This is a genomic window from Streptomyces sp. SS7 (assembly GCF_037993025.1).
Lineage (GTDB): Bacteria > Actinomycetota > Actinomycetes > Streptomycetales > Streptomycetaceae > Streptomyces.
This window is the reverse complement of record NZ_CP141223.1, coordinates 3,480,590-3,499,775: the sequence shown is the minus strand read 5'-3', so window position 1 is coordinate 3,499,775 and position 19,186 is coordinate 3,480,590. Positions and strand designations below refer to the sequence as shown.

The 19,186-nt window shown below is 61.0% G+C and carries 11 protein-coding genes; all 11 read left to right on the top strand.

Features of this window, described 5'->3' with window-relative positions:
* Positions 1 to 1,625: 1,625 nt before the first annotated feature.
* The gene (locus tag U5640_RS15880) at positions 1,626 to 2,039 is read left to right on the top strand and encodes a hypothetical protein (RefSeq protein WP_340376449.1); all 414 of its coding nucleotides are present in this window, start codon (positions 1,626 to 1,628) and stop codon (positions 2,037 to 2,039) included.
* Between the two features lie 1,236 nt (positions 2,040 to 3,275).
* Entirely contained in the window at positions 3,276 to 4,676 is a 1,401-nt protein-coding gene (locus U5640_RS15875; RefSeq protein WP_340376448.1) for a terminase family protein, read from the top strand.
* A 169-nt stretch (positions 4,677 to 4,845) separates the two neighbouring features.
* Positions 4,846 to 6,027: a phage portal protein gene (locus U5640_RS15870; protein WP_340376447.1), complete on the top strand. Its 1,182-nt coding sequence runs from the start codon at positions 4,846 to 4,848 to the stop codon at positions 6,025 to 6,027.
* Entirely contained in the window at positions 6,024 to 6,806 is a 783-nt protein-coding gene (locus U5640_RS15865) for an HK97 family phage prohead protease (protein ID WP_340376446.1), read from the top strand. The genes U5640_RS15870 and U5640_RS15865 overlap by 4 nt, the downstream gene beginning before the upstream one ends.
* Before the next feature lie 154 nt (positions 6,807 to 6,960).
* A complete protein-coding gene (locus tag U5640_RS15860) occupies positions 6,961 to 8,379 on the top strand; it encodes a hypothetical protein (RefSeq protein ID WP_340376445.1) in 1,419 nt (472 codons plus the stop codon).
* A gap of 74 nt (positions 8,380 to 8,453) precedes the next feature.
* Complete coding sequence (locus U5640_RS15855) at positions 8,454 to 8,840, top strand: hypothetical protein (RefSeq protein WP_340376444.1); 387 nt, start codon at positions 8,454 to 8,456, stop codon at positions 8,838 to 8,840.
* Between the two features lie 216 nt (positions 8,841 to 9,056).
* Positions 9,057 to 9,653 (top strand): head-tail connector protein, encoded by a 597-nt coding sequence (locus U5640_RS15850; protein ID WP_340376443.1) that lies wholly within the window; start codon positions 9,057 to 9,059, stop codon positions 9,651 to 9,653.
* A 1,209-nt stretch (positions 9,654 to 10,862) separates the two neighbouring features.
* A complete protein-coding gene (locus U5640_RS15845) occupies positions 10,863 to 11,264 on the top strand; it encodes a phage tail tube protein (protein ID WP_340376442.1) in 402 nt (133 codons plus the stop codon).
* Between the two features lie 580 nt (positions 11,265 to 11,844).
* A complete protein-coding gene (locus U5640_RS15840; protein WP_340376441.1) occupies positions 11,845 to 12,186 on the top strand; it encodes a hypothetical protein in 342 nt (113 codons plus the stop codon).
* Positions 12,187 to 12,339: 153 nt separating this feature from the next.
* On the top strand, positions 12,340 to 15,438 hold the full coding sequence (locus U5640_RS15835; protein ID WP_340376440.1) for a phage tail tape measure protein: 3,099 nt from the start codon (positions 12,340 to 12,342) through the stop codon (positions 15,436 to 15,438).
* A complete protein-coding gene (locus tag U5640_RS15830) occupies positions 15,435 to 18,812 on the top strand; it encodes a hypothetical protein (protein WP_340376439.1) in 3,378 nt (1,125 codons plus the stop codon). The genes U5640_RS15835 and U5640_RS15830 overlap by 4 nt, the downstream gene beginning before the upstream one ends.
* Positions 18,813 to 19,186: the final 374 nt, after the last annotated feature.

The window sequence follows — 19,186 nt, the reverse complement described above, 5'->3', positions numbered from 1 at the left end:
CCTGTGAGACCTACTGGGCACCTGGGATCCCCCTATGCCTCCGCGCCCCGCAGGGGGGCACAGAGCGCGGCTCCTGCGAAACCTGTGATCCCGCACCGTTCTAGGCCGGCTAGGTGCAACACCTGCCGAACGCTCATCAAACCGGGCGAGGCGTATTGGGGCATCGAATGCGGCACGTACCTATGGGCAGTGCATGACGCGTGCCCGGAGATTGGAAGCAATGACAAGCGACCTTGATTACATCGCTCGACTCACAGAGCAACTAGTAAGCGGGTTTGACGAACGTATCGAGTACGCCGTAACCGTACGGACGCATACAGAGGACTGCCGGCGCGTCCGCCCCTCTTGGGCGGAGTGCGATTGCCCTAGGTCGACAGAGCAACGCGTTAAATCCGTGCGTCATGCTCCGCTCATCGCTCAACTGACGGCAGCGGTATTCGAGCCTGCCTCATCGCCGGATACCGGGGGGCGCTCCGCGACACGCGTTGAAAGCTCGATGCCCGGAAACCTTGACGCGCTCGACCTCATCGAGGAAATCCGGCGCACCATAGCGGCACACGTGCGCAGGGCGAGGCAAATACTCGGCTACGACGTCCCGCCTAGCTCAATCGTCCGGGGCGCATTCTGCGGGCAATGCGCAGGGACCCTGAAACTCCACAACGGCAGGGCGGTTTGTATCGGCCGGATAGGCGAGGCTCCGCCCTGCGGCACTGAATACACCTGGGACCAAATAGAGGACTATCTGAGGAGCATGGATGAACGGGACGCGTGACCCTCGCCTAGTTGACACATCGGGGGCAGAGCTTTGGACTGGGCGCCCCAGGGGGACCCTCTACCGATGGCGCCATGAGGGCAGAGTCACTAACTACCGGCGAGGCGGACACACCCTCTGGGATATCAACGAATTGCCCCGCTATCAGCACCTCTGCGGCCCTGTCTGCCTCGCGGAACCGTGCCCCCCTATGCCGGAGCCTCCGGCCGTAATCCGCCGCATACCTCGCCCCAGGACACCCCTTGACGACAGAGGAGCCGTGACCGAAGATTGAGGCGCGTTCAGCGTGCCCAAAACAGGGCGCCCAGGGACCCCGGAAACCCACCACGTTACCGGGGTCCCTTTCGTGTGCCCGGAGGCAGCCCCATGACAGGACGCCCGGAACTTACGGAATACCGCTACCGGCAGGCACGGGCGGCAGTCCTCGCCCAGTCCGACACCTGCATATGGTGCGGGCACGCCGGCGCGGACTCTACGGATCACGTCATGCCGGTTAGCAAGGGTGGCGACCCATACAGCCTCGATAACCTCGCCCCCATCCATGGGGTAAAGGGTTGCGGCACGTGCGGACGCAAGTGCAACAACGAAAAGGGCGACAGGTTGCCGTCTGAGTGCGACCGGTTGCGGACGTCCGTCGATTGGTACCGGGGCAGGCTGTAGGCCCCAGGAGTCACACAAGCCTCATTGGCCTCAATAGGCACCAAATCGGGTCAACATGTGGCAAACGATGGTTGAAGCGTTCACCATGGGGCGCATGCCCCACTTCAACTCAAGTTGGCTCCTCGCCCCATCGTTGCCCGATGACCACTTGATCAGTAACTCATGGGAGGTAACCGCTAGCGGAGCACTGCATGTGAACGTGTTCTTCCGCAACGGACACATGGCGCCTGAACTAGTCCGCGACCTAGACGAATACTTCCGGCACCTCGCACACAGTGACGTCTATGAGATGGTGCCGGAGCGCGCGGCAGACCCCCCAGAGTTCATAACGACATATGAGCGCGTCGACCCTGAACACCTGCCACTCCGCACGTTCGCGGTACGCGTGCGAGGGCCGCATTACCTGTTCGTGGTCCGCGCGGACATGATGAGCGCGGAAGCGCTCGACGAAATGAACGGCGAATTCCTGCCGCCCCAACAGGGCGCGCTACGGACTGTCGAGCGTCGACCGCCGGCCCTACAAGTCGCGACGGTAAGCGAAATGACAGACGTCGTGATGAGCGATGTACTCGACCGCTACGGCGTGAATGAACCCCTCGCCGCATAGGCCCTACTCGACAACGTGACGCGCCCTCAGGAGCGCGCCCAGGGCGCGGACCCTGTCCACCCCTCGCAGCTCCTCTAGCTCGACCTCCGGCGGCAGGGCGCCATGCGCCCTCGCGTACGCCTCTAGCGCGTCACTGTCGAGGTACCCCTTACCGTCCCGCCATCGAGCGTCACTCACACGGGCGACCCTAGCGCCCCCGCTAGCTCCTGGTCCTCGCGAACGATCATCGCCCCTCGCAACTCAGGGGGATGCCTGCCGCAGGCGAGGACCAGGACCACACCCCCCAACGCAGCTCCTCGCCTGTCCCCTCCGGCGAGGAGCTGCCCCATGCTGGGCGCGTCGAGCTGCCGCACGTCGAGGACCAGGACCAGGGCGAGGACCAGGACCAGGGCGAGGGCGCCGGTTTGGCTCCTCGCGCAGCACATACCCCAGGGCGAGGCAAACGCGCACCCTCGCCGCACACTCGCAACGCTCTGACCTGCGCATATGCGCAACTCGCCGGATAACCGCAGGTCAGAGGCTTGCACGCTCGATGACGTCGAGGACCAGGACCAGGGCGAGGCGCACAACGCTCTGACCTGCATAAACGCGAGGCGTTGCGCAAAACAGCAGGTCAGAGGCTTGCAACCCTCGAAATCACCCCTCGATTTGCCCGAACCGCTCGACGTCCCCCAGGTGACACCTGCCCCGCACCCCTGCCGCAAACCCGCAGGTCAGAGGGGTGCACCCTCGCTCGACGCGAGGCAAAACCGCAGGTCAAACGGGTTGTCTCGGCTGTCCGGCCTCCGAATCGTCCCGGATTTTTAGAGGGCAGCCCTTTCCCAGCCCCGGCCCAAACTCGGAATTTTCTCCCCGGAGCCTGATTGCCGGGCAGGAGGTGAGCCATGGGACCGGTTGAGAAAGCCGTTCGATCTGATATCCGCGAGTTGGGCGACCTCGCAGGAGTCGAGCCCTCGCTAGCGCAGGTTGCTATTCGGTTGGCCGGCGAGGTCGACGCGCACGGATCCGATGACGATGGGCGGACCCTGGTTCAACTCACGCGCGAATTGCGGCAGACCATCTCTCAGCTAGTCGAGGGGCGGACTGCGAACGATGACGATGAACTCGGAGACCTGGCGACCCCCGAATAGCTTTGGGGTCGACCTGAAAGAGCGGTACGGGCTAACGTGCCCTCCGTTGTGGGGCACGCCCAGGCGACCGGAATTCAAGTCGCTAGGCCCTGCCGCATGGCGCGTCATGGAAGCACTCGGCTACTCGCCTATGCCGTGGCAAAAGTACGTGCTCGACGTAGCGCTAGAGATTGACCCCAATACCGGCACGTTCGTGCATCGCGAGGTAGGGCTAAGCGTCTCCCGGCAACAGGGGAAGACACAGCAAATCCTTGCTCTCATGGTCCATCGCATTGCGGCATGGCAGCGTCAGAACGTGGTCTATGCCGCTCAAACCCGCGGCATGGCGCGGACCCGTTGGGAGGATGAATTCCTTCTGACTATGGACGCGTCCCGCCTCGCCGGCCGCTACAGGGTGCGCAAGACCAATGGGCATGAGGCCATCATTTGGGGCAAGACGCGTTCCAAACTAGGCATTACCGCCAACACGGAAAAGGCGGGGCACGGTCCCGCACTCGACCTAGGCGTAATTGATGAGGCGTTCGCTCATGAGGACGACAGGCTAGAGCAAGCCTTTAGCCCTGCCATGCTGACAAAGCCCATGGCTCAACTCTGGTGGGCTAGCGCAGGCGGCACGGACCGTAGCGTTTGGCTCAATAAGAAGAGGGCGCAGGGGCGCGCGTTCATAGAGCAGATGTGGGCGACAGGGGAGTTTCCCAGCGTCGCCTATTTCGAGTGGTACGCACCGGAGGACATGCCGCGCGATGATCCGGAAACGTGGCGATTCTGTCTGCCTGCCCTGGGCTATACGGTCACTGAGGACACCATCAGGTCAGAGCTTGACAAGATGGCCGGCGACCCCAGCGCCTTTGACCGTGCCTATCTGAACAGGACACGTAAGGCGGCGCCGCCCAGTGACCCGAACATTCCGCGCGACGCCTGGGCGAGGATCGCAGAGGGCGCCTCGCGCCCAGGGTCTGACGTTGCGTTCGCGGTCGACGTAGCCCAGGACCGTAAGCACGCGTCCATAGGCGTTGCAGCGCTCCGCCCGGACGGACTCTTGCACCTCGAATTGGTCGACAGGCGCCCCGGAACCGATTGGGTCATACCGGCCGTGACTCGCCTCCGCGAGTTGTGGGATCCGGTGACCGTTGCCGTAGCGTCCTCCGGCGCCCCCGCGGCATCCCTGATAGACGATTTTGTGTCGGCAGGCATCGAGGTGCCGAAGAATCCCGAACGTCCGGCACGGGGCGACCTAACGATTTTGCGCGTGCACGACGTGACGGAGGCGTGCGGGCAGCTTGCTGACGCTCTGATACAGGGCAGGGCACGGCACATTGATCAGCGCGAGTTGACAGCCGCAGTCAACGGGGCGCGCACGCGTCGACAGGGCGACGCGTGGACGCTCGACAGGACTAATTCCCCAGTCGATATCGCTCCGCTATGCGCGGTCACGTTCGCGCGCTGGGCGCTTATGACGCGCTTGCCCCTGGTCCAGGAGTACGACCTAACAGCCTCGATTTTCTAGGGGTCCCCATGCGCGAACGCGTTACAACGATGCTCGATGTTCTCGGCCTCTTGCTGGTCGCGTTGGGGGTGGGCGCATTGCTTTACCCGTTGCTCGCTCTTGGCTCCGCCGTGGCCTCCGGGGCGGTTGTAATTGCTGGCTCCTATTTCGCGTCTAGAGGCGGTGAAACATGAGCCTGTTTTCTGGGCACAAGCGCGCCTATCCGGGACAGACGGCAGATCAGGTGATACCGCCACGGCCGGAGCAACGGGCGGGAATCGCCTCGATAACCAATGAAACCGCCCTGCGGCATAGCGCCGTATGGGCCTGCCTGCGGTTGCGCGCCAACCTTGTAAGCACAATGCCTGTAGACGTTTACAGGCGTGTCGGAGGGATTCAGGTAGAGGTGCCCAAACCGCCTGTCCTGGTCACTCCTGGGGGTCCTCGCGTTGGCGTAATCGAGTGGCTCTACTCCTCGCAAATCGACCTTGACCGGGCCGGTAACTGTTTCGGCCTCATCACTGCCGTTGACGGTTACGGGCTACCGGCGAGGATCGAACTAGTCCCCTTGTGTGACGTGACAGTGCGCGTGCGTAAGGGTGTGCTTAAGTACCTCATCGCAGGTAAGGAGTACGACCCTGCGCAGGTGTGGCATGAAAAGCAGTACACATTGCCCGGCCTGCCCGTAGGTCTCTCGCCTGTCGCCTATGCGGCATGGTCCATTGGCGAGTATCTGAGTATTCAGGATTTCGCACTGGACTGGTTTGGGAACGGGACCGTACCGGCAGCGCACCTGAAAAACACAGGGCGCACAATCACCCCCGACTTTGCCGACGAGACTAAGCGCCGGTTTAAAGCGTCCATGGCGAATCACGACCTGTTCGTTACCGGATCCGACTGGGAATACAACGTCATTCAGGCGGAGGCGGCCGGCGCAGACTGGATAGAGGCTAAGCGATTCAGTATCGGCGACGTTGCCCGATTCTTTGACACCCCAGGCGACCTCATAGACGCTGCCGCCTCCGGCAGCTCTGTCACTTATGCCAACATCAGCCAACGCAACTTGCAATTCCTGATTATGAATCTCGGTCCCGCTGTAGTGCGTCGCGAGGCCGCGCTTACCTCGCTCACTCCGCAACCGCGTTTCGTCAAGCTGAATACTGACGCATTGCTGCGTATGGATCCCCAGACCAGGGCTGCCATGGTCGCAACGCAGATCAATTCGCGCGTCCTCGCCCCATCGGAAGCTAGGGCGCTAGAGGACAGGCAGCCATTCACTGATGACCAATTGGCAGAGTTTGACCGCCTGTTCGGCACCAAAAATCCGGCCCCTTCAACGGGGGGAACGGCACCCTCAGGAGCGATGACATGACAGACATGGGCACCCTGCGGGCACAGGCAGCAAACGCCCGTAGCGCTGCCGCCGGCAGCGCCGCAATGGCAGTCCCTCGCGATAGGCCAGAGTCCCCAGCCGTACGGTTCACGTCCCAACTGCGCGCAAAGAAAGTCACGCGCGACGATATGGAATGGTTCGAGGTCGAGGGGTACGCGTCCGCATTCGAGCAAGGCTACGAAATGTGGGACATGTTCGGACCCTATACGGAGATCGTCTCCAAGGGTGCCGCAGACAAGACGCTAAGCGAGGACCCGGAGGTAGTTTTCCGCTTCAACCATGGCGGAACACCCATGGCCTCTACCCGTAACGGGCGACTCGTCCTCTGGGCGGATGAACAGGGCCTAGGACAACGCGCGTGGCTCAACCCGAAACGCAGCGATGTGCAATTGCTGATACAGGCTATCGAGGACCAGGACGTAAGAGAACAGAGCTTTATGTTCCGGATCACCTCTGGGCAGTGGTCTCCCGACTATACGGAGTACCGCATTAGCGCTTTCGACCTCGCGCGCGGAGACGTCGGACCGGTCACTTACGGCGCGAACCCGCATACGACCGTTTCAGCACGTGCCGGAGAGTTCCTGTCCTCGATCCCGAACCTTTCCCCACTAGTGGCACGCGAGGCGCTAGAGCGCCTGTCTGCGCGTGCAGACCTCGCGCCTGTGCCCCCCGTACTTCCCTCGCCGGTCAAGGCAGAGGGGCGCTCTATTCAGATGCTCCGTACGCGCCTCATGGTCGATAGCGTCGAGGACGACTGAATAGCGAGGCTCTAACGCCTCGATGCAATAACCCGCACTTCCGGCAGATGACCCGGTGTGGCGGAGTTTCCAGCGGCACGGCAGATGCCCCGTAGACGCTTCGCAGTAATTCCCCGTAAGTCACTTGCCCGGAAGGGTTAAGGGGGTTTCGGCAATGCCCGGAACCATTGACGACCTCATCGCTTCAATCGAGGTCGAGCTAGAGGCAGCGCACAAGCGCCGTAAGAAGGCTGACGCAGAGGTAAAGCTCATCCTCGATAAGGCGCAGCAGGACGGACGCTCTAACCTCACTCCCGAAGAGGACGAACGCGTAGCGGAACTGTTCGTTGCCCGCGATAAGGCAAAGGCCGATATCACAGGCATCGAGAACAAGCGCGCCACGGCCGAAAAGATCAAGGCCGAAGAAATGGAGCGCGCTGCCGAACAGTCCAAGGTAAAGGCGATGGAAGTACGTAAGCCTGCCTATGACCAGGTCGCGCGTGTCGGCACGGAAGAGCGCACTTACCGGAAGGATCTCGACCCTTACGGTAAGGGATTCCTGATGGACATTTCTCGACAGTTCATGTTCCAGGACGTCGAGGCAGCATCCCGCCTTTCTCGGCACATGCAGGAAGAGCGCGTAGAGCGCGCGGAGTACATGCAGCGTGCCGTAGGCACGGGCGCATTCTCCGGCCTTACCGTCCCGCAGTATCTGACGGACATGTACGCGCCGGCGACTGCCGCACTCCGGCCGTTCGCAGACGTCTGCAACCGTCACCCGCTGCCGGAAGCGGGTATGTCCGTCAACATCAGCCGGATTACAACGGCTGCAAGTGCGACTGTCCAGTCTGCGGAAAACGTGGCAGTTTCCGAGACCAATATGGATGACACCCTTCTGACGGTTAACGTTCAGACCGCGGCAGGGCAGCAAACCGTTTCTCGGCAGGCTATCGACCGGGGCAGCGGTATCGAGGACGTAACCATGCAGGACCTTTTTAACCGTGTGGCTACTGTGCTCGACTCGACGCTTATCAATCAGGCGACCAATGGGCTTACGAACGTTGCCCAGGCGGTTGCCTATACCGACGCGTCGCCTACGGGGGCAGAGCTTTACCCCAAGATCCTGAACGGTGCGGCTAACGTCGAGGCTGCCCTACTCGCGATGGGTCGACCGACGCACGCAGTAATGCACTCGCGCCGTTGGTACTGGCTTTCAAGCCAGATGTCCTCTACGTGGCCCATGATTAACTGGGCGGGTTTCCCCGCGCAGTCTGCGGGCACGGCAAACCCGAACAGTTCCTATGCCTCCGGCCCTCGCGGAGTTCTCCCGTGTGGACTTGAGGTCATCGTGGACAACAACATTTCAACGGCCCTGGGCGCAGGCACAGAGGATGAGATTTACGTAGTGCCGTCCTCTGAGTGTCACCTCTGGGAGGATCCGGCAGCGCCGCTTTTCATCCGCGCTGAACAGCCCTCCGCCGCTTCCCTGGGCGTGCTCCTGGTCGCCTATTCCTATTTCGCGTACACGTTCGCGCGTTACACAAATGGGACCAGCAAGATTGGCGGCACGGGCCTGATTGCCCCGACGTTCTGACGCTCCCTTGCGCAGCCCGGATTCCCGTCCGGGCTGCGCGCTTATCAGGGCTCGACGGACAGGAGGTGTTCACCATGTCCACGCTTCAAGCCTATGGGGGCGACAGGCTACCCAATACGGTGCGCCTATCCGCCGCACAGACCGGTAACGGCGTATCGACGAACATTGCCGACCGCGGCGCCGCTACGGAACGGCCGGCGCTCCTCGCCATCACTACGGCCGTAGGCGCTACACCAACATGCACATACGCGATTGAGGGCAGCGCGGACGGATCGAATTGGTTCGCTGTCTCCTACGCGGAAGTAGCGACCCCGGATACCGGAGCGGTCACCACCTTTGCCATTACTGCGGCAGGAACGGCACTCAAGATTCTACGGCCGGACCAGCCATGGCGATATCTGCGACTGACGTACTCCGCCAATACGAACGTCACGAATACCGCAGACGTGACCGTTTTCTAGGAGGAGTCATGGCTAACGCAGAGAACATGATTGCAGCGCTTAAGCGTGAGCGCGCCGGATACCTCGCGCGCGGATTGGTCGACCGTGTAAGGCAGGTGGACGAACAACTAGCCCTGTACGGGGTCGAGGTCGAGGGCGGGACCGTTGCCCCGCCGGAGGTCGACTCAGGCCCTGTGCGCGCGGAGGCAGGCGGGAAACCGCGCAAGGCAATAAGCCATGGCGAATGAATACGCGACACTCGCCCTACTGAAAACGTACCTAGGCATTACGGACAGCACACGTGATGACCTACTGAATCAAGCGCTAGCCTCCGCCTCGCGCGGTATTGACAGGGCATGCGGGCAGCGTTTCTATCTCGATGCTCTTACGTCCCAACGGACGTACAACCCCCTGCGGCGCGTCTATACAGACGCGTCCGGGCAGTTGCTTTTGACCGACCCCATAGGCAGCGCCTCCGGTTTGGTTGTGGAGATTGGTTCCGGTAGCTCCTGGGCTGCCGTGACCGATTACGAGACCTATCCCGACAACGCCATGACTAACGGCGTGCCGATTACGGGACTCCTGCGCCCATCGTCTTTGTGGACGTGGTCATACAGCAGCCGCACGCGCGTGCGCGTAACCGCGCGTTGGGGGTGGCCGGCTACGCCCGATGACATCGAGACAGCGACCCTGATTCAAGCCTCGCGACTCTTCAAGCGCAAAGACTCCCCAGAGGGAGTCATGGGCAGTGCGGAATGGGGCGTTGTCCGCCTGTCGCGCAGGGATCCCGACGTTTGGAACTTGCTCGAACCCTACGTGTTGCCAGGGTTCTAGGGGGGCGCGTGGATATCACAAACATACGGGCGCAACTCGCCCTAGCTGCCTCTGCGGTAGTGCTCCCTAGCGGAGCGCTCACATGTACGGGATACATGCCCGATGGTGTCAGCGTCCCGTCATTCTTTATCGCTGATTACTCCATTGAGTACGACAAGACCATGTCGCGAGGGCTCGACGCGATCACGTTTACCGGGCGCGCCCTGGTGAGCCGTGCCGATGACCTCGCCGGCCAGGATCTACTAGACCGGTTGCTAGCCGGATCCGGGGCGACCTCGCTTAAGGCAGCCATCGAGGCAGCGCGAGGCGCCCCCGGTACTCCTGCCCTGGGCGGATACGCCCATGACTTGCGCGTCACACGGTGTCAAGGGATGCGCCTCTATGAGCACATGGGCGCCCAGTATCTAGGCGCGGAAATCTCTATCGACGTCATAGGCGATGGGAACCCGTAATGTCTTTCACAGTCCTTACGAATGTGCGCCTGTTTGCCGTAGGGGCAGACCTAACGGGCGCCTCAAACAAAGTCGAGCTGTCCGGCGAGTATGAGGAAAAGGACCGGACTACCTATGGCTCCTCCGGCTGGAAAGAAGTAACGGCCGGACTGGGCTCCGCAGAGGTAACCGCAGAGGGTTTCTGGGAAGCGGGAACGGACGCGCTAGTAGATGACGCGTCCTGGTCTCAGATAGGCGGACTGGGCGCGTGGACCGTTGCCCCTGTAGGCGCCTCTGTGGGCGACCTCGCCTATCTACTGCGGGCACTGCGCGCGGACTACAACTTTGGTGGGTCGGTTGGCGACCTCGCGCCCTACAAAGCTAAGGCTAGCTCTGACTGGCCATTGGTCCGGGGCAACGTCGCCCATCCGCCCGGTACCGCGAGGACGTCAAGCGGCACGGGTACCGGGGTGAACCTGGGCGCCGTGGCCTCCGGGCAGCGCCTCTATGCCTCGCTTCACTGTCTGTCCGTCGCCGGCACTACGCCAACCCTTGACGTCCTAGTGGAGTCTGACGACAACTCAGGCTTTACAACTCCCACCACACAGATCACTTTCTCTACGGCGAACGCCATTAGCGCGCAGATATCCCGCACTAGCGGCAGCGCGATCACTGACACATGGTGGCGGGTTAAGTGGACCATCGCCGGATCCTCCCCAAGTTTCCTCTTTGCTGCCGCGTTCGGCATTAAGTAAGGGGTGTAATCACCATGGCCTTTATGGTGCTCACGTCCGAATACCTCTCACTCGGCGGAACCGACCTCAGCGCCTACACCAGTAAGGCGGAACTGTCCGTAGAGGTCGACGAAAAGGACGTGACTACATACGCGTCCTCCGGCTGGAAGCAGGTCATAGGCGGACTCAAGTCCGGCGGACTGGCTATCGAGTTCAAACAGGATTTCGCCGCTGCCGCATTGGACAGCATCCTTTGGCCTCTGTTCGGAACGGTCGTTGCATTCGAGGTGCGACCGACTAGCGCGGTTGTCGGAACGTCAAACCCTAAGTGGACAGGGTCCGTCCTGGTGAAGGAGCTTAAGCCCATTTCCGGAGGCGTAGGCGATGAGGCTACGCAGTCCGTCAGTTTCCCGACCAGCGGCGCCGTAACGCGCGCTACGGCGTAAGCCATGGCGGACAGTCCCGTAGGCGTAGAGGTCACGCAGGAGAGTTTGCGCGACCTCATACGCGCCATGCGCGCGGAGGCAGACGGTAAGGAGCTGCGGAGAGAGCTAGCTAAGTCTCTCCGCGACACCCTCAAACCGCACGCTGATCAGGCTAAGAATGCGGCCCTGTCCATCCCTTCCGGAGGCTCCGCGACGCGTCCTCTACTGCGCCCAGCCATCGCCCGGAGTATTCAGCCGCGAGTCAATATGACGATGAAAGGGGCAGGCGCATCGGTCCGCGCTAGGCGGACTCCTCGCATTCGAGACTTTGCCAACGCTCCTAAGCGTACGAACTCCCGTAAGGGATGGCGCACGCAGTCATGGGGCAACGACCAATGGCGCGTCCAATTCGGCAAGATCGGTTGGTTTGACGTTGCCATGCGAGGCACGGCGCCGGAGGCGCGTCGAGCCGTTGCGGACGTCGTAAACGAAATGGCCCAACGCATCGCGTCAAGGGTCGGAGATTAAGCCTATGTACCTTGTGTATCAGCCTGAGGGATCCGAGGAGCCTACGCGCTTCAAGTACAACCCTCGCCGGCTCATGTCCGCAGAGCGCGAAATGTTGGAGCGCAAGACAGGTAAGGACTTTTCGGATTTCACAACCGCAGTCCTCGCCGGTAACTCGCTCTGCCGCCGCGCGCTCCTCTATATGTTCCTTAAGCGGCAGCATCCCTCTATCAAGTGGGATGACGTCGATTTCGCCTGGGATGAATTGAAGCTCGAATACTCCCGGCAGGAACTTGCCAAGATGCGGGAAGCGGTCGCCGAAAACGTCGAGGGCGCAGAGCGTGAAAACACGCTGGCCAATCTCGACCGCGAGATAGAAACCGCGGTCGACGAAAGCGAAGAAGAGGGAAAAGCAGCGCTGCCCATCGCCGGATAGGTCAACTCGGCAACGCGGCACACCTCTTGCACGTCCGCCCCTGGGAGTGGGCGCTACTTACCGTCGAGGAAACAGACGCGCTCTTGGATTGGCTCGACGAATACGGCAGGCAACTCGATGAGGCGGAGGCCCAAATAAAGAGGAGGTGACCCGATGGCATCGGACACCTCGCTAATCTTCCGGCTGATAGCGCGCGATGAGGCGAGCCCAGAGCTAAACGCCATGCAAGAGCGCCTATCGACCGCCTCAGCGGCAATAGGCGCAGGTGTGGCCGGCGCTCTGGGCGTAGGTGTCGCACAGGCAATGGACATGAGCGCGGCTAATGCCAAGCTGCAAACGCAGCTAGGCATAGGGAACGCGGAGGCTGCGAACCTTGCCAAAGTGTCCGCGCATGTCTACGCAGGCGCCTGGGGCGAATCTACGGCGGACGTAAACGAAGCTATCCGGGGTGTCTACCAAAACATAGGCGACGTGTCCGGCGTCAAAGGGGGACTAGAGGGTGTCACCACAAAGGTAATGGCACTCTCGGAAGCATTCGACCAGGATCTAGGCGGGACCACTGCCGCGGTTGGGCAGATGCTTAAGACTGGCCTAGCCAAGAATGCGAACGAAGCTCTAGACATCATTACTGTCGGTTTCCAAAAGGGCGTAAACAAAGCTGACGACTTGTTGGACACGTTTAATGAATACGGCGTGCAATTCAAGTCGCTAGGGCTCGACGGACAGACGGCAATGGGCATCCTGTCGCAGGGCCTCAAAGGCGGCGCGAGGGATGCAGACCTAGTTGCCGACTCACTGAAAGAGTTCAACCTGAGGGCGCGTGACATAACGTCGACTGCCCCCGCAGGCTTCAAGGCTCTTGGGCTAAACGCTAAGCAAATGGCGGCGGACGTTGCCGCCGGCGGTCCTCGCGCAACGGCAGCCCTACAGAAGACGCTAGACGCTCTGCGCAAGTATCCGGACACGAGTAAGAAAGCCTCCGTAGCGGCCAACATCTTTGGCACGCAATCGGAGGACATGCAAAAGGCGCTACTAAAAATCGACCCCTCGCACGCCGTTGACGCCCTGGGCAAGGTGAGCGGGGCAGCCGATAAGGCGGCAAAGACGCTGGGCAGTAGCCCAGCGAAAGAGATGGAGAAATTCAAGCGCGCCGTTACAACCCAACTCGCGGTTGCCGGTAGCTCTATCGCGTCATTCGCGATGCAACACACAGGAGTCGTCAAGGGCCTCGCTATCGCCCTGGGCGCCGTGGCGGCAGTCATCGTGACTGTGACCGCAGCCCAGCGCGTCTATGCGACCTATACGGCTATCGCCACGGCAGCCGAGACAGTACGACAGAGCGCCCTCTATATGTCCGTGGCCGGCTACCTACGGCTCATGGGTGTTGGCCTTATGGCCATGGCGCGCACGGCTGCCGCTGCCGTCGCCTCCGCCGCAACTACCGGGGCAGCGTGGCTAGGCAGCGCTCTGACGTCCATAGCGGCATGGGTTGCTGCCGTTGTCCGGGCAGCCGTAACCGCGGTCGCGCAATTCGCGCTGATGGCTGCGAGGGCCGTTATATGGGCGGCAACCATGGCGGCACAATGGCTGATTGCCATGGGTCCGATTGGTTGGATCATCGCGGCAGTGGTCGCCCTGGTCGTACTCATCATCGCCAATTGGGACACCGTGAAAAAGTGGACCCTCAAAATCTGGAATTGGCTTTGGGGTCACATCAAGTCCATCGCGGCTAAGGTCTGGAATATCTTCCTTAACTGGACGATAGCCGGACTGATCATCAAGCATTGGGACGCTATCAAGTCCGGAACCGTGCGCGTCTGGAATGCAACCGTTTCTTGGGTCAAGGGGATCCCAGGGAAGATCGTTTCTTTCTTCCTTAACTGGACGCTTCCGGGTTTGATCATCAAACACTGGGGTCGGATAAAGAGCGGCAGTATTCAGGTAGCGACCTCGCTTGTGTCTTGGGTCAAGGGTCTGCCTGGGCGAATCTCCGCCGGTATCGGTTCGCTCGGATCACTCCTGTACTCAAAGGGCCGGTCGGTCGTACAGGGTCTGTGGAACGGCATAAAGGGCATGGGCGGATGGCTCTGGAATCAGGTCAAGTCGTTTGCCAAGAGCACCATTAAGGGCGCCATCGATAACGCCCTGTCGATTTTCTCGCCCTCGAAAGTCACGGCAGCCCAGGGCCGTTGGATCGCTAAGGGCCTGGTCGTCGGACTCATGGGCAGTGCCAAACAGGTACAGGCAGCATCCAAGAAACTCGCGGATATCGTCCGCGACAACATGCGCCCAGGCAAGGCGAGGAGCAAGGCGCTAGACGTCATCGGTAGCGACACTAAGAAACTCGTCAAACTCGCAGGGCAGCGGGAAGCGATTAACAAGCGCCTTAAGGCGGCACAGACAAAGCTCAATGACCTAGTCACGGCTAAGGCGAAGATTGCCGCAGACGTCAAGGCGGGAATCCTCCAGGGCGCTGATATCAACTCGATGATTGGCGATGACCTAGAGCGCGGCATGGGTGCGTCCAACATCCTCGCCGGACTGCAAGCCAAGACACAACAGGCGCAAAAGTTTGCCGCCCTGATGAGCACCCTTAAGAAAAAGGGGGTGCGTAGCGACCTCATCGGGCAGATAGCGGCGGCAGGCGTTGAAGGCGGTATGGCGACCGCGCAGGCCCTGTCTACCGCTAGCGCCTCGCAGGTTAAGGCAATCAACAACCAACAGGCGGCACTAGTCAAGGCTGCCGGAAGCGCCGGCAACGCAACAGGCGCCGCTATGTACGACTCCGGCATTAAGGCTGCACAGGGATTGGTCAAGGGCCTCAAATCCCAAGAGAAAGCCATAGAGAAACAGATGATGAAGATTGCCCAGCACATGAAAACGGCAATCAAGAAAAGTCTTGGCATCAAATCACCATCGTCTCTCATGGCGGATGAGGTAGGCGCGTTCGTGCCGCCCGGAGTCTGGCAGGGCGTCAAGCGCAAGACTCCGCAGCTCCAATCCGACCTACGGCGCTGGGCAGGGGACATGGTCCGCCCAGTGCGCGAGGGCGCAGTCATGACAGGGCAGGGCTCGACCTCCGCCCCGCTCCTGGGCGGCAGCTCCTCGCCGCAGAGCGCTCGACCCCTACAGGCAAACCTCATAGTCGATGGCCGGCAGCTTGCCTCTGTCCTTATCGATCACCTGCGAGGCGAAATCCAGCGCCTCAATGGCGGCAACGTACAGAAAGCGCTAGGCAGGGGGACAGCGTGACATTCCCTAACACCCCCCTTAGTACAAAGGTCGAGCTATACATAGACAGCGCATGGACCGACATAACGTCAGACGTCTATGAACGGGACCCGATCACGATTACTCGCGGACGCACGTCGTTTGGCGAGGACGTCGACCCCTCACGCTGTCAGCTAACGCTCAACAACAGAACAGGCAAATACTCGCCGCGGAACCCGGTAGGGGCGTATTACGGAAAGATCGGCCGTAACACGCCCCTGCGCGTATCGGTACAGGCGGGATCCGTAGCGCTCGACCTACCGGGCGCAGAGGGCGACTACGCCTCTACTCCGGACACTGCCGCCCTCGATGTAACCGGCGATATCGACGTGAGGATAGACGCGACACTGTCTGATTGGCTTTCGCCCCAGGGGGACCCCTCCGGGTTCAACAAGGTCGAGCTAATCGGCAAATACAGTGACGTGTCTGCCTCATGGATGCTGTCCGTTCAGGACTGGGCACTCTATTTCGAGTGGTCAACGTCCGGTTCGGGCATGACCAATTCGGCTAGCTCGACCATTCCGCTTCCCGCCGGACCTGATACGAGAATGGCTGTCCGTGCCACGCTCGACGTTAACAACGGGTCCGGCGGGAATACGGTCACCTTCTATACCGCAGACACGATGAGCGGCACATGGGTGCAATTGGGCGACCCCGTAACCGATACCGGCGGCACAACGTCTATCGCCAACTCGACAGCAGTCCTGCGAGTTGGCGACGCAACGACCTACAGTTACGGCATTGCGGCAGGCTCCTGCCACGCTGCCCAGGTGCGCAACGGCATTGCCGGGACCATCGTTGCCAACCCTGATTTCTCCGCCCAGACGTCCGGGGCAACGTCGTTCGTCGACAGTGCCGGACTCACGTGGTCCGTGGCTGGGAACGCCTCGCTCACGAATCGAAAGGTTCGGTTCGTTGGCGAGGTCTCGGAGTGGCCGGCGGAGTGGGACGTGTCCGGCGCGGACGTCTATACGCAGGTGACTGCCTCCGGCATCCTGCGGCGCCTCGCCCAGGGGCAGAGTCCCATTAAGTCGACGCTCACGCGCAGACTGCCAACGACGTTTAACATCCTGGGGTATTGGCCTATGGAGGATGGGGCAAACGCTACGGTCGCGTATTCGCCCCTTGCCGGAGTGCCGGACATGACGACCTCTGGTCTCACGTTCGCTGCCGTAGACACCCTCGATGGCTCCTCCGCGCTGCCCACCATCAGTAGCGGGGCAGTGATTAACGGGATCCCTCCGGCGCCTAGCTCGACGCAGACAAGTTGGCAAGTCGGGTTCATGTATAACCTCGATGCGTCACCTTCAACGTATCGAACGCTGATGGTCATTAAGTCAACGGGCACCGTGGCCACGTGGTATCTCCAAATATCTGGCACGGGTACCCGCGTTCAGGGTTACGACGATGACGGCACGCTACTCGTGAACGCTACGAATGCGTCCGGCACAGACCTTAATGACGGCAGGTGGAACTATCTGGAGCATCGCCTTATTGCCTCCGGAGGGACGATCACCTACCGAACCAAATTCGAGAACACAGTCAACGTCTATACGATCACTAGCACCTATTCGGGCACGGTCGGAAGAGTGACCGGAGTGGGCAGCCCTGATTCCGGCTACTCCTCCGAATTGGGAAGCATGGCCATCGGTCACGTTTCCGTGTTCTCCCCTTGGACGCAAAACGCCTATTTCGGCGCTGACATAGGGTATGAGGGCGAACGGGCAGGGGTTAGGCTCCTGCGCCTCGCGGAAGAGGAGTCAATAACCATGGCTGTCTGTGGTGACACAGGCAGGCAGGCGCAACTAGGGCCGCAGAAACCGGCGGCAATCCTCGATATCCTCAAAGACTGCGCGGAGGCAGACGGAGGCATCCTCTACGAACAGAGGAGCGCTGCCGGACTGATCTACCGCGACAGGGGGACGCTCTTTAATCAGCGCGTCCGCCTCGCCCTCAATTACGCGACCGCGGGTCATGTCTCGCCACCATTCAAACCGGTCGACGATGACAACCTAGTGAAGAACGAGATAACGGCTACGCGTAGGAACGGTGCCTCTGCCGTTTCTGAACTCACCTCCGGCACGCTGTCAACTCAGGTGCCGCCCAATGGAGTTGGGCGCTATCAGGACTCCCAAGAATTCAACTTCTATGACGACACCCAACCGGCGCAGGCTGCGGAATGGTTGCTCTACCTGGGCACCTGGGATGAGGCGCGCTATCCGACGATTCACGTTGACCTAGCCGCAGGTCCGTCCCTCATCGATAGCGCTACAGCGGCAGATGTGGGCGACAGGCTGACAGTCTCCAACCCGCCGGCATGGCTGCCGCCGGACTCGATTGACTGCCTCATACAGGGCTATACAGAGGTCATCGAGCAAACCGGCTGGGATATCACCTACAACTGTTCCCCAGGCGGACCCTGGTCCCACGTCGCCCAGGTCGAGGCCGCACGCGCGGACACTGAGGGATCCGAACTAGTCGCTAACGCGTCCTCCGCGTTTACGACCATGTACGTAACTACGACGTCCGGCCCTCTGTGGGTCGAGAGTACGGAACACCCATCGGACTTTCCCTTTGACGTGAACGTAGCCGGCGAACGCGTATCGGTCACGTCATGCACAGGAACGGAGGCGGACGCTTTCGGCCGGACGGTTAGTAACGGCTGGGGCACGGCAGACGTAGGCGGCGCCTGGGCGAACTCAGGCGGCACGAGTGCGGATTTCGCTGTGTCCGGAGGTTTCGGGACTCACACCGTGGCCTCTGTCGACACGTCGAGGCGGACCCGTTTGGGTCCTGTCGTGTTCGACGATTTCGACATTTACTGTTCGTTCAAAACTAGCGCCCTCGCAACAGGCGATTTCCTCGCGGCTGGGCTAGTCGCCCGGTACGTCGACGGAGATAACACGTACATCCTGCGCGTTGCCTGTAACACAACGCAGACCATGACTCTGACCATCAGAGAACGGCTGTCCGCTACGGAAACGGCCCTAGGCACTGCCACAAAGACAGGGCTAGTGCATGCGGCTAACACCCTGTACCGCATGCGGTTTTACGGGGTCGAGGACGCGCTTAAGGCTAAGGTCTGGCTAGCCACAGACAGTGAGCCTGCCGCCTGGGACGTCGAGGTAACGGACGGCACCTTTACCGATGCTGGGCAGATAGGTTGCCGCTCGATATCGGGTCCCTCGAACACGAACACAAACCCTGTCGTGTCCTATGACGATTTCGAAAACGTCATACATCAGCGATGGTCGGTAACCCGCTCTGTCAATGGGGTGTCCAAGAATCAAGTAATAGGCGCGCCCGTACGCCTCTGGTCTCCTGCGTACGTTCCGCTGGATTGGGGGTCACCGTGACCGCATCGGTATGACCACGTGGAAAGCTGGAATGCTCATCAGCGCGGCACGCCTAGCGGACACTGCGCCAACTATCACGACGTCCGGAATCTCGATGGCTACGGGATTCACGCTCAATGACTTTACGGGCTATCGAGTCGGCAACGTCATCGAGATACGGGTTTATGCCCAGAGGTCCGGCGCGGATATCGTCGACACAACCGGCAACATTGCTGACACTCAGATTTGTACGCTGCCTAGCGGTTGGCGCCCAACATCGGGAACGACTCAGGGTTTCTGGGGCAGCGGCACAGAGGGCGGAGATTTCGTCTGCGGAACAGACGGAATCTGCACCCTGAGAACGGCGTCAGATGACATCAATACAGGCGCCAACA